At 44.7% G+C, this 13,688-nt stretch carries 9 protein-coding genes; 6 read left to right on the forward strand and 3 right to left on the reverse strand.

All coding sequences use genetic code 11. The features are described 5' to 3' along the window. The first annotated feature begins 5 nt into the window (after positions 1-5). The 6 genes from MFMK1_RS04335 (at position 6) to MFMK1_RS04360 (ending at position 10,851) form a co-directional block, all read left to right on the forward strand. Positions 6-2,714, forward strand: a complete 2,709-nt coding sequence (locus MFMK1_RS04335; RefSeq protein ID WP_366923923.1) for an NHLP bacteriocin export ABC transporter permease/ATPase subunit — start codon at positions 6-8, stop codon at positions 2,712-2,714. A 441-nt stretch (positions 2,715-3,155) separates the two neighbouring features. Then, a complete protein-coding gene (locus MFMK1_RS04340; protein ID WP_366923924.1) occupies positions 3,156-3,317 on the forward strand; it encodes a hypothetical protein in 162 nt (53 codons plus the stop codon). Positions 3,318-3,406: 89 nt separating this feature from the next. Beyond that, a complete protein-coding gene (locus MFMK1_RS04345; RefSeq protein ID WP_366924875.1) occupies positions 3,407-5,818 on the forward strand; it encodes a heavy metal translocating P-type ATPase in 2,412 nt (803 codons plus the stop codon). A gap of 75 nt (positions 5,819-5,893) precedes the next feature. Then, positions 5,894-6,124, forward strand: coding sequence for a hypothetical protein (locus MFMK1_RS04350; protein WP_366923925.1), 231 nt, complete (start codon positions 5,894-5,896; stop codon positions 6,122-6,124). Further along, positions 6,108-7,274, forward strand: coding sequence for a radical SAM protein (locus MFMK1_RS04355; protein WP_366923926.1), 1,167 nt, complete (start codon positions 6,108-6,110; stop codon positions 7,272-7,274). Before MFMK1_RS04350 ends, MFMK1_RS04355 begins: the two co-directional genes overlap by 17 nt. An 865-nt stretch (positions 7,275-8,139) precedes the next feature. Continuing rightward, complete coding sequence (locus MFMK1_RS04360) at positions 8,140-10,851, forward strand: stalk domain-containing protein (RefSeq protein WP_366923927.1); 2,712 nt, start codon at positions 8,140-8,142, stop codon at positions 10,849-10,851. A gap of 89 nt (positions 10,852-10,940) precedes the next feature. Here MFMK1_RS04360 and mntR read toward each other — a convergent pair whose 3' ends face one another. The 3 genes from mntR to MFMK1_RS04375 all read right to left on the reverse strand — a co-directional run bounded on the left by mntR (position 10,941) and on the right by MFMK1_RS04375 (position 13,685). Continuing rightward, the gene (mntR, locus tag MFMK1_RS04365; protein WP_366923928.1) at positions 10,941-11,429 is read right to left on the reverse strand and encodes a transcriptional regulator MntR; all 489 of its coding nucleotides are present in this window, start codon (positions 11,427-11,429) and stop codon (positions 10,941-10,943) included. A 124-nt stretch (positions 11,430-11,553) separates the two neighbouring features. Next, complete coding sequence (locus tag MFMK1_RS04370) at positions 11,554-12,906, reverse strand: nucleoside recognition domain-containing protein (protein ID WP_366923929.1); 1,353 nt, start codon at positions 12,904-12,906, stop codon at positions 11,554-11,556. Further along, positions 12,903-13,685, reverse strand: a complete 783-nt coding sequence (locus tag MFMK1_RS04375; RefSeq protein WP_366923930.1) for a FeoB small GTPase domain-containing protein — start codon at positions 13,683-13,685, stop codon at positions 12,903-12,905. The genes MFMK1_RS04370 and MFMK1_RS04375 overlap by 4 nt, the downstream gene beginning before the upstream one ends. Between the last annotated feature and the right edge of the window lie 3 nt (positions 13,686-13,688).

Genomic DNA, 13,688 nt, shown 5'->3' on the forward strand with positions numbered 1-13,688 from the left:
GCTAAATGAAGGTTGGGGATTTTTTTAACCAAGAAGGCATCAAGATTCCTATTGACGGCAGCAAACCTCGGATTTTAGACGATGCCGGCTATGTTTGGATGGTTGGGGAGGGGAAGATTTCTGTCTTCTTAACGGTTCTAACAAAAGAAAACAGGACAGGTGTAAAAAAATACTTGTTTGAAGCAAAACAAGGTGATTTACTTTTTGGAATTGAGCCTGGGGGTTTCCCCGATCGAAAAGGTCTTATGGCATCTGGTTTGATCGGTTCCAGCTTAATGCGTCTTGAGGTAAAGCAGCTTAGAAAACTATTAGAGGAAGATATATCTGAAGAAGTTATAAAGCTGGTGAAGCGATGGCTTGAAGTTTTAGCTAAAGTCAATAAAAGTGACGATATATCACGCATAGAAATTGCTGCTGCAGAAGAAAAGGGATTATCTGAGTATGAATATTTAAACGACCCCTTGATTATGGAAGATTATCATAGTCGGATTCTTCAGTCTATTACCGACTTATGGGAAAAACAAAATCAAGGGGAAAAAATTCGCCTGCGTGAAAAAGAAAGATACGATAGACGTCTAATGGAAAACTCAATCTCTAGGCTAGCATCAATTAACCAAAAGGAGAAAACAGTAAGCTTGGAGGAAGAAAGTGGGGATATTCTGCTAGATGCCTGCCGTTTGGTAGGTCGGAGTTTGAATATCGAAATCGTTACACCTGCCTTCAGTAGTCCTGGGAGCCGGAGTAATACTCAATTAGATGAGATTGCCCGAGCCTCACGCATCCGTACTAGAGAAGTGACTCTGCAAGGGGAATGGTACAGACAAGACGGCGGCCCCATCCTGGGTCATATGCAGGAAGATGATAGACCGATCGCCCTAATCCCTGCATCGCCTTCTAAATATATCTTACATGACTTTGTTTTGGGGATAGAAAATGTTGTGGACAAGGAAACTGCTGCAAAAATCAAACATTTTGGTTTTGTCTTTTACCGTCCGTTTGAACATCAGGAAATTACTCTTCGCGATCTGCTATCCTTCGGCTACAGAAGCTGCTGGAAACGAGATTTAGCAATGATAGCATTGATGGGTGTCCTGGGGGGGATACTAGGCACTGCTATTCCCCTGGCAACGGGGATAGTCTTTAGCAGTATTATTCCTGAAGGTGAAAGAGGCCAGTTGCTACAAATCGCTTTTTTTCTAGGGGCAAGCGCCTTGGCCGCCATGCTCTTTCAATATACTCGTTCTCTTGCTACGCTGCGCATGGAAGGTAAAATGGACAGTTCTATTCAGGCTGCTGTTTGGGATCGATTACTAAGCTTACCCGTACCTTTTTTTAAGCAGTTTTCTGCAGGAGAATTAGCCATGCGGGCTATGGGTATCAGCCGGATACGAATGATCCTCTCAGGAGTGACTCTAAATACAATTCTATCCAGCATTTTTTCTGTTTTTACCTTTGCTTTGCTTTTTTATTATGATATTAAGCTAGCCGGGGTAGCGGCTGTATTGGTTGTGTTAGCCATAATTGTGATGGGTTCTTTAGGCTACTGGCAGGTACGCTACGAGCGTAAAGTATTAGAAATTTCTAATAGCATCTCCGGCATGATGCTGCAGCTTATCGGAGGAATAACCAAATTCCGTGTAGCAGGAGCAGAAAGCAGGGCTTTTCACCGATGGGCAAAAGAGTTTGGTGAACAACGGAAGTTATCTTTTAAAAGAGAGACTTTGGGCAGCTGGCTGGCCACTTTTAACTCTTTTTTTCCCGTCCTATCGAGCATGGCTATTTTTTATACCTTGACTTCATCCAACAGTATTTTATCACCAGGTCAGTTTATTGCTTTTAATTCAGCCTTTGTTACTTTTATGTTTTCCATGGTTTCTTTGTCGGAGTCATTAATCAGTGCAAACATTGTTATCCCCTTATATCAAAGAGCTAAGCCTATACTTGAAACTTTACCTGAATATGATGATACCAAGATAAACCCGGAAACCCTTACCGGCTCGATAGAAGTTAGCCATGTATTTTTTCGCTACAAAGCAGATGCTCCCTTAGTGCTGCAAGATGTCTCTTTTCAAATTAATGAGGGGGATTATGTAGCCTTAGTGGGTACTTCAGGCTGCGGGAAGTCTACCTTATTTAGAGTCTTGCTGGGCTTTGAAAAACCAGAGACAGGGAAGGTTTACTACAATGAGCAAGACTTATCTAAAGTAGATATTCGCGCTGTACGCAAGCAACTGGGTGTAGTGTTGCAAAACGGGCAGCTCATGTCCGGGAGCATCTTCAGTAATATTGTAGGTGCCAACCCTTACCTGACTATAGAAGATGCTTGGGAAGCGGCCAGGATGGCCGGCATTGAGGAAGACATCAAGGAAATGCCGATGGGTATGCATACTGTCATCAGCGAAGGAGCAGGTACAATCTCCGGAGGACAAAAACAGCGATTGATGATAGCTAGAGCTATCATCAATAAACCTAAGATTATATTCTTCGATGAGGCCACCAGTGCTCTAGATAACCGTACCCAAGCCATAGTCAGCAAAAGCCTTGACCAACTCCAGGCTACACGGGTAGTTATTGCACATCGTCTAAGTACTATTATGAACTGCAATAAGATCATCGTTATGGACCGGGGAAAGATTGTGGAAAGTGGGACTTATCAAGAGCTTATGGAGAATAAAGATATTTTTGCTGACCTAGCTAAAAGACAGCTAGCTTGACATACATTACAAACGAAAAAGTTTAACTGTAAAAAAAGTGTCAGAAGCATTGCTTCTGACACTTTTTTTAGGGAGTTGGTCTCCAGGATCAATAAACTAAGGGTCAAATATCACAGACGTACTGTGGAAAATATTCGCAACGATCAAATTAAACCTGTTGAAATCCAAAACAAAATGGGCAAAATATTGAAGCTTATTGTAGCTAGCCCTGAAAAGGGCTGTTAAAAAGGGGCAACTTGAAATTGCATAGAGACAGATGATCAAGAATACAACGCTTGTCTGAAAATTACTACGGGAATTTAGCACCCGTGGTCTTTTTTTAAAATCAGGGTAAATTTATCGAATTTTATTCCAATACCCTTGACGGCAACTACTAAGTGTAGTAAATTGAATATATACCCCCTATAGGTATAAAGAGGGGGCTAAACGGGAGGCGAAAGAATGTCTGATTTTCTTAATAGTTATGGAAGCTGGATTTTGTTTGGAGGGTTGATGTTATTGATGATGCGTATGCATGGCTCCGGCGGTGGTTGTTGTGGCGGCCAGCAACATACTACGCAAAATAAAGATGATGGTGCAGACCATAGACCGCATCAGCATTAATGGATGTTATAAGTTTAGGATGATTTGCTGTACAGAAAGGGGAGAGCAATCAGGTGAATACTACTTCAGTTAACTTACCTATTTCTGGCATGAGCTGCGCAGCATGTGCCAGCAGAATCGAAAAAGGACTTAACAAACTAGATGGTGTAGAAAAAGCAAATGTTAATTTTGCAGTTGAAAAAGCTACGCTGGAATACCATCCTGATCGATTGGGCGTAGATGATTTCATCAAAACTGTTCATGACCTGGGATATGAAGTTGGTACCGAAAAAATTGAACTAAAAATTGGCGGCATGACATGTGCGGCATGCGCGAGCAGAGTGGAAAAACAGCTTCATAGTCTTGAAGGGGTTATTAAGGCCGGAGTAAACATTGCCACTGAAAAGGGTACTGTAGAGTTCATTGCAAGACAGCTTAAAGTTCATGACCTGCGGCAGGCAGTAGAAAAAATTGGCTATACGGCTGAGCTGGTTGAAGAGCTTAATGAAGATAAGGAGAGGCAGCAGCGGCAGAATGAGATTGTTCGTCAGCGGAATGTATTCATTCTCTCAGCGATACTTTCCGTTCCCTTGCTGTTGACCATGTTTGCTCACATTTTCGAATGGGCTTGGTACCCTGAAATCTTAAAGTCGTCGTGGGTTCAATTATTGTTGGCGACACCTGTCCAATTTGTTGCAGGCTGGCAGTTTTATCGCGGCGCTTATCTCAACCTTAAACATGGGTCGGCAAATATGGATGTACTGGTTGCCATGGGTACTTCTGCCGCCTATTTTTACAGTCTGGTGAACACGTTTATTGGGGGACCGCTTTATTACGAAACAGCGGCGGTATTAATCACTCTAATCATTTTGGGGCACATGTTAGAGTCAATTGCCAAGGGTAGAACTTCTGAAGCCATTAAAAAGCTCATGGGGCTTCAAGCGAAAACTGCCAGGGTAATCCGTAACGGAGAAGAAATGGACATCCCGGTTGATACAGTAGAGCTGGGCGACGTGATTGTCGTTCGTCCCGGTGAAAAAATTCCGGTAGACGGAAAGGTGATTGAAGGTACATCGGCAGTAGACGAATCCATGCTGACGGGTGAAAGCATTCCGGTGGACAAAAAAGCCGGCGATGAAGTGATTGGTGCCACCATCAATAAACATGGTTCCTTTAAGTTTGAGGCAACCAAAGTGGGTAAGGATACGGCGCTTGCACAGATTATCAAGGTTGTAGAAGATGCGCAGGGTTCAAAAGCACCTATCCAGAAAATGGCGGACATCATTTCCGGGTACTTTGTGCCGGTGGTGGTGGCAATTGCAGTAGTTACCTTTTTGATATGGTATTTTGTCGTCACACCCGGTAATTTACCGGTAGCTTTAATTAACTTTACCGCCGTACTAGTGATTGCCTGCCCCTGTGCGCTGGGGTTGGCTACACCGACCTCAATTATGGTGGGTACGGGTAGGGGTGCAGAAACCGGTATCCTTTTTAAAGGCGGCGAACACCTTGAAAAAGCGCACAAACTAAATGCCATTGTTCTGGATAAAACCGGAACCATTACTAAAGGTCAGCCCGAAGTCACGGATGTGGTGTCATTGGACGACACTCGGGAGGAAGACTTACTAATAATTGCCGGGGCAGTAGAGAAAAATTCCGAGCATCCGCTCGGCCAGGCCATTGTGAAAAAGGCCGAAGAGAAGCAGAGACTGCCTCAAACCGACAGTTTTAATGCTATTCCCGGCCATGGGATTGAGGCTCATATCGATGGGAAGCGAGTATTGGTAGGTAATACAAAATTAATGATTGAACGCGACGTCAATGTATCTAATTTTGAAGAGCAAAAGGCAAAGCTTGAGAACGAAGGGAAAACAGCCATGCTCATGGCAATCAATGGCCGTCCTTCTGGTCTCATTGCAGTGGCTGATACCGTGAAACAGCATTCAAAGACCGCAATTGCTCAACTTAAGCAAATGGGGATTGAAGTCTACATGATAACCGGGGATAACCGGCGTACGGCGAATGCTATCGCCAAGCAGGTAGGCGTGGATAATGTTTTAGCAGAGGTACTGCCTGAAGATAAGGCCAAAGAAGTACAAAAACTAAAAGATGCCGGCAAGAACGTGGGTATGGTTGGTGATGGTATCAATGACGCACCGGCTCTGGCGACGGCTGATATCGGTATGGCAATCGGGACAGGAACCGATGTTGCGATGGAAGCCGCTGACGTCACCCTCATGCGTGGAGATTTGCGTAGTATAGTTGCTGCTGTACAGCTTAGTAAAGCCACTATGAAAAACATCAAGCAGAATCTATTTTGGGCTTTAATTTACAATACCATTGGTATACCCGTTGCAGCGAGCGGTTTACTGAACCCGATCATCGCCGGTGCCGCTATGGCGTTTAGTTCCGTATCTGTGGTGAGTAACGCTCTTCGCCTGAAAAGATGGCGTTTTCATATGGAAACCGGAGAAATGCATGTTGAAGAAGCAGATCAGAGCCGCGTTTCGGCAGCAGTATAGTTAGCAGGCAGTGAGTGGGCGGTTAGTTTGGCAAGGGATGTCCAACTAGGTTATTTACCAAGGAGGCGAAAGAAAGTGGCAAACTATTGTTTTCCTAATTTGAAAGCAAACATTGAGAACTTAAAGAAAAAGGATAAGGACTATCTTACCGGCCACGAAGGCTGCGTTGAATTGTTCTGCAAGGATTGTGATTTCTTTCGAGAAGATGAGAGGGACTTGGAATGCGGGGCTTTTAAATTGCTAAAGAAATTGATGGATAATAAAATCATTACTCCCGAGGATATCTTCAATGTCGTCAGCGATTGATTCGCTAAACTTTAACCCGGCATTTTCCCTCAAAAATCTGGAAGAACCTGTGATATATGATAAGGTAAACGACGAACTTTACGAACTTAACCAGGAAGCATACCAATTCTTATTGTCTTGTGCACGGGGTAATGTTCGTGTGAAAGACGTACCTACGGATGCTGAGGCGAAGGAATTCATAGATTTCTGCATTGAGGAAGAAATATTGGCGGTTAAGCCTGTCAGCGCGCCGGTAGAGGTTGTTGCTGACAGTACACCAAATCCTTCGTTGCGCTATCTTGAAGTTCAATTAACTGATCGCTGCAACCTTCGCTGCCACCATTGCTTTCTTGGCGATACCCAGGGACATGATATGGGATTGGAACACTTTTATGCTGTGGCGCAGCAGTTTGAGGCTCTGCAAGGACTCAAAATGATGTTGACAGGGGGAGAACCGCTTCTGTACCCTCATTTCTGGGAGATAAATGAGAAGTTGCCGAAATATGATTTTCGAAGCGTGTTGCTTTCTAACGGGCATTTAATCAGCAGGGAAGCGGCTCAAAAGTTGAACGTGCATGAAGTACAGTTAAGTATTGATGGCATGGAAGAAGCACACGATTCTCTGCGAGGTAGGGGCAGTTTTAGGAAAGTGACGGAGGCTTTGGAAGCTCTATTGGCATGCGGTAAGAAAGTATCTATCGCTACCATGATTCACGCCCGTAACCTTAATGATTTTGCCCAACTGGAAAAACTAATTGACCAGTACGGCATAGATGAATGGAACATTGATTTTCCTACACCAACTGGTCGTCTTGCACAGAATGAAATCTGCCAAGTAACGCCGGAAGTGGCTGCGCCGTTAATGCAGTACAGCAGAAGTGGAGGACATTTTAACGGCAACGGCCCTTGGGCATGTGGCGCACATTTGGCCACAGCCACAGTAGACGGGCATCTGGAAAAGTGCAGTTTTTATTCGACAAAGGAAAATCCAATTTTCGAAATAGGACTCCGCGCGGCTTGGGTTAATACGCCTCGGGTAACCCTAGTAGAATTGGAATGTGACTGTGAGTACCTGGAACAATGCAAAGGAGGCTGCAGGTTCCGAGCGGAGACCTTTGGCAATCCCAAAAGTCCTGACCCGCTGCAATGCCATTGCTGTGGTGTAATCTAGCTTTTAACCCTTGGAAGGGTTGAATATAAAATTTCATAAAGGAGGTGTTAAGGCATGAAGATTAAAAAAGTATCCAAGCGTCAGTCCAACCTGTGCAAGTGCCATGCATCCTGCTAATAAGTGTGAAAAAAGATAGCCCCCTGTCAGGGGGTTTATCTTTTTTTGACTTCATTAGCCCTCTCTTCACAATTAATAGCGACCGCAAATGATACGTTTGTGAAAAAGTTATCGTTTGAGCTGTTTTCAACGCACGCAAGAGGGCATTGACTAATACTACCCATTGTAGTACGATTAAAGAAAATATATATTATCGTATGGGGGTATGGTATAAAAGTCCGGACAATACAGGTGGCTGGTAACTCCAGCAAGTCATGAGCTTGATTATTCACTTATTGGTTATGTCTCTCCGGATTATTGGTCAAAAGCAAGAAGAAAATCTGAGAAACGTTAAAAGGGAGTTTCCAAAAAAACTGAAGCATCTCCCAAAAAGGGAAGGTGCTTTTTTTGATTCACGTAGCAAGCTAGGAACGATTCTTTAATATAATTACCTAGTAAGACTAAGGCCGCCCAAACCATTAGTCAATTTTAAGTGACTGGCATACGGATTATTTTCGTTTTTTGCTATACCACCCTCCCATTATCAATTATTCTGCCGAAGTACTATAGTGAATGCCATAAAATAACCTAATAATTAAAGATAATTTAAATGGAACGTTTTTCAAGTGGCTAACGTCTATTCTAGGCGATAGTTTATTTATGCTTTTTTGCGCGCAATATCACCAATGCAATGCTAAACCGATTGATGTATTAGTTACATAATCAATGCTTGATTTTGATAATTAGACAACAAGAAGGAGACATAACTATGCCTAAAAACTCGTACTGGTTAGCAACAAAAAAATTTCGAATGGCTCTTAAAAAAATTTCACTATCTACATGTTCAATCTTTCTGGCAACATCCATGTTAACTGGGCCGCCCCTTCTGGCTCGGGAGGATTCAAGTGGGCGGGGGCAGATAAGTAGTGAAATTGAAGTGGCAGCGAACGAAGAAGTTTTGCTAGCCGATCCGAATTTGATAACAGCTGTTCCGATTACCGCAGGGGCAATAATGGAGGAATATCATTGGCAAACGGCGGATGGGCCGGCCAAGGCTTGGGTAACAAAGGTAGATATTAGTGATCCCAATATCGAATTAGCGGTCATTCCCGGGCAGGGAAAACTAACAGAGCGACTTAATGTCACTGCCATGGCTAAAAACACGGGGGCAGTCGCTGCCATTAACGGTGATTTTTTTAATACGAAAGGAGAAGGGGTTCCTATCGGGCCCATGGCCACGGGGGGAAGTTTAGCAGCTTCACCTGCGCAGCTTGTGGGCTGGCATGCCCTGGGAATAACCGCTGATCGGCAGGCTTACATAGAGTCTTTTGCTTTTTCAGGCAGCGTAAAGGCAGCCAACGGAGCAACATTTGAATTGGCGGGCTTGAATAAGACAGCCTATTGGGAGCAGCCAGGGGGAAGCCACAGTCATGTGGACAAGCTGCATTTGTATAATGATCTATGGGCCGGGCATACCCGCGGCGAGGACAGTTATACCACTCCTACGGAAATACTGGTGAAAGACAGCAAAGTAGTTAAGATTAGTCATGGGGAGTATTTGGATATTCCTGTACCCAAAGATGCTTATATCCTACGGGGCCACGGTAAAGCAGCGCGCTTTTTGGAGGATAATTTCGGGGTAGGTGATCCCATTGATATCGAATATGCAGTTAGCCCTGACCGAAATTGGAGTACGATTATGGGCGGGTACAGTTTGCTGGTGGATGGCGGAAAAGCCGTTCCACTCCCTAAGGAAGTGCTTGCTTCCCTAGATGGGGTGCGGGCGCGTTCCGCTGTAGGTATTTCTAAAGACCGGAAAACTATCTATTTAGTGGGGGTAGAAGGGCGTACTAAGGCCAGCAAGGGACTCAGATTAGGTGATTTGGCTGGGTTTTTCGAAGAATTGGGGGTTTGGCAAGCCATTAATTTGGATGGTGGCGGTTCTACCACTATGGCAGCCAGGCCGTTGGGTGAGTGGCAGGCCAAGAGAGTGTTTTCACCGGAGCAGGGGGCAAACGAGCGCCTGATAGTGAATGCATTGGCGGTCTATTCTACTGCACCTCAAGGTAAGCTGGAGGGCCTAATTATGTCGGGTAACCAAGTGGCATTAATTGGTGAAGGAGTTAGCTATTCTTTAAAAGCCTATGACCAGTATTTCAATCCAATGGATACAGCCAAATTACCGATAACTTGGACCAAAAAAGGCGAAGTAGGTACCTTGCAGGCCAACCGCTTTGTGGCTAAGCGTCCGGGAATAGTTGAGATTATTGCCGGTGCCAATCAGGTGGGCACTAGGCTGCCGATTGAGGTAGTAGGTAAGGGAGAATTAAGCGCGTTAAACCTTACTTTAGCGAAAAATGATGAGCAAATAAACTTGGGGCAGGGAATACCTCTAGCCCTGACTTTAGAAACTGTTACCGGCAAGACCAGGGAGATACCCGCGGCGTTTGTGGACTGGCAGCTGCATAACTTGAAGGGGGAAGTATCTTCAGATGGAATACTGACTGTACAGGGAGCAGGAAGCGGCGGAAGCGGAATTGTAGTAGCCAGATATCAAGGCTTTAGTGCACCGTTAGCTGTGACAGTAAGGAAAGGGGTGCCAATACCGTTGTTTAATTCATTGACGGACCTCTCTTTCTTAACATATCCACAAGAAGTGAGCGGAAGGATAAAACGGGTGGCGGACCCCGTGGATGCCCAAGGTCGGCAGGTAACAGCGCTGGATTATGATTTTACCGGCGTTACTGATGCAAATGCTGCTGCGTATATTAAACTTGGCGAGGCCGGACTCGTGATAGATAAGGAGGCCGAAAGCCTAACGCTGGATGTCTATGGCAGTGGGGGCAGCGAATGGCTGAGGGCCGAATTGGAGGATGCTGAGGGTAATAGTCAGCGGGTAGATTTAGCGAAGCGTATTGATTGGCAAGGTTGGCAATCGGTAGAGTTGTATTTTGGGGAACTCACTAATAGTAAACCGTTAACTGTAAAGCGGATTTATGTAGTCACTGCTGAAAATGAGCAACAAGTGCGGGCACTTCAAGGGCGACTGTTGTTTAAGAATTTGCGATTAAACTATGACCGGGAGGAAAAACCCGTCGTAACCCAGCCTAGGTTGTCCTTGGGGTTAAAAGAAGGCCAGCGGCAGATGAGTGTTAACGGTACAGTAACGGAAATGGATGTAGCCCCGGTGATAGTGGCTGGGCGGACATTGGTACCGGTAAGGTTTGTCTCCCAGGCTCTAAACGGAACGGTGCTTTGGAATGGTAATACCGAAAACGTGACTGTCATTCAAAAAGATAACTGGATAGACTTATGGTTGGGAGACCAACAGATGGTGGTCAACGGGAAAGCCATATCTTTGGAGGTGCCGCCGGAGTTAACAAGTAATCGGACTATGCTGCCCCTAAGAGCCGTAGCGGAAGTGCTGGGGTTAACGGTCCAGTGGGATGCGGAAACCCGGGGGATCACCTTGAGTAATTAATTGGCCAATCTACCATTAATTCTACTTTTCCACCGCATACTTTTGAAATCGTATCCAGGTTGTGTTGTTACCTGTGGAATATTACATTACTATACCAAGTTATCCTCTAAATAGGCAAGGAATTTTTTTAACCGCTTTTCATCATCCAGCATAAAGTCCACCAGAATACGGATGCGCAGCATGGTCATTTCGCTAATGTTGTGCTCAATTTTCTCTGTCTCCTCTAACACTCCTTCGGTTACACCGATTATTTTTAAGAATTGTTCTATGCTTTCGTGGCGTTGGAGCAAGTAATCGCCCAACTCATTGCCTTTTGTGGTAAGCTCGATGATGCCATATTTTTCGTAATTCAGGTAATTAAGCTCAGCCAATTTCTGTACCATTTTACTGGCGGAGGGCGGTTGTACGTTTAATGCTCTTGATAGATCGCCAATCCTGGCGTAACCCTTGTCTTTAGAAAGGCGGGCTACCATCTCCAGATAATCTTCCATACTGGGTGTTAGGGCATCATTTTCCCGGTGGAGTAAAGCATAGCCCCTAACGGTATAGAACTGTTTTTGGTCGTTTTTTTGTTTCATAAGATTACCTCCAAGTAATATTTACTACTTGATTGCAGGGTTTATGCTTTGCAGATCAACATTTTCAAAAAGGTCAAAAAGAAAAGGGACGGCCATAATCCGCCCCCGTTTAGCACATAGTTTGTTAAGCCCAGCCAAAGTAATAGACAGTTTGGGCTACTAAGAAACACACTGCAACAGCAACTAAGGTGGGGATTAAAAATGCCAGGAAGGTCCATTTTTTGCTTTTAGTTTCCTTTAAAATGGTGATTAATGTAGTACTGCATGGATAATGAAGTAGAGAAAAAAGCATCATATTTAGAGCAGTGAGCCAGGTCCAACCGTTGCTTACCAGCAGTGTACGCATCTCTTGCAGACTACCCATCTCCATCATTGCTCCCGTGGACAGATAACTCATCACCATAATCGGGACTACGATTTCATTGGCCGGAAGACCCAGGATAAAGGCCATCAGTATCAGGCCATCGAGACCGATTGCTTTGGCGAAGGGGTCTAACCACCGGGCTATAACGGCAATCAAACTGATGCCGCCCACATGAATGTTGGCCATGAGCCAGATTATCATTCCAGCAGGTGCGGCCACCATTACAGCTCTACCCAAGACAAAAATTGTTCGGTCCATTATGGAAGTTATTATTACCCGTCCCATCTGAGGCGGGCGATATGGAGGAAGTTCCAAAGTAAAAGTTGACGGAATTCCTTTCAACAAGGTTTTTGACAACAGATAGGATACTGCTAAAGTTATTATAATGCCAAATAAGATTAGACCTACTATTATAGAAACTGTGGACATACTATTGAGGGGTCCCGGGGCAATGCCTACCATGAAAATGCTGGCAATAAGAATAAGGGCGGGGAAACGGCCGTTACATGGAACAAAATTATTGGTCAGCATGGCAATCAGCCTTTCCCGAGGCGAATCGATAATTCTACAGGAAGTTATTCCGGCGGCATTACAGCCAAATCCCATGCACATCGTTAGTGCCTGCTTGCCGTGGGTGCCGCATTTTTTAAACAAATAATCCAGGTTGAAAGCGACCCGGGGAAGATAGCCCAGGTCTTCAAAAAGGGTGAACAACGGGAAAAATATCGCCATGGGTGGCAGCATTACCGCTACTACCCAGGCCAAGGTGCGGTACATACCTTTGACAAATAAACCGGGTATCCATTCGGGTATGTTGGCGGCAGTCGCAAATTGCAGCAGCTTCGCTTCGATACCAAATAAAAAATCAGCGATTACTGCGGACGGATAGTTGGCACCGGCCAGGGTAATCCAAAAAACAGCGCCCAATAACAGAAGCATTAGCGGATAGCCAAAGAGTCGGGAGGTTGCGATGTCGTCAAGAATTTTATCCCATTTGAAGGCCGGTTCTGTCTGTTTGGATACGACTCTATTCGCAATGGCTTCCGCCTGGCGGTACAAGTTAGTGACTATTATGTCTCTATGATCACTGCCTAAATGGGTATTATCTTTCACACATAAAGCCCCTTTCCGAAATTTTTAATCTTCAGTAGATTACTATCGGCATTATTCAAGGTTTCGAATATTGTTGTGTCCCCTTCCAGCAACCTTAAAGCAAGCCAGCGAGGACTTATATCCCGGCCAAAATCATCAATTACTTTTGGCAGGAGTGTTTCTATAGCCGATTCAATTTCGGCATTATATCTTGGTTGAATGGGTTGAGGTATAATTCTTTCTTCCGCAATATCGGCAATTGCCTGCATCAGTTTTTTCAGCCCCACTCCTTTGCGGGCAATTGTTCCCACGACGGGCACCCCCAGTTCCTGGGCCAGCATATTAACATCAACAATCATTTTCTTTCTTTCCGCTTCGTCCAAAAGATTTACGCAAACCACTACCTTAGCAGTTATCTCCACCACTTGGAGCACAAGGTTTAGATTTCTCTCAAGACAGGTAGCATCTACCACCACTACGGTCACATCGGGCTTGCCAAAACAAATGTAATCTCTCGCTACCTGTTCTTCTACGGAATTGGCAAATAAGGAATAGGTGCCGGGAAGGTCTACCAATGTATATGGCTTCCCATTGAACAGATATTCACCTTGCACCTGGACCACTGTTTTTCCGGGCCAATTACCTGTATGCTGCTTCAGCCCGGTAAGATTATTAAAGACAGTGCTTTTACCTGTATTGGGGTTTCCGGCTAAAGCTATCATTAAGCTTTTTTTGTCCAGCCGCTTATTATATTGTTTTTGGGCCGCATTACGACCTTGAGATTGATGCGTTAATCCCATTGT

It is taken from the genome of Metallumcola ferriviriculae (assembly GCF_035573695.1).
Taxonomy (GTDB): Bacteria; Bacillota; JADQBR01; order JADQBR01; family JADQBR01; genus Metallumcola; species Metallumcola ferriviriculae.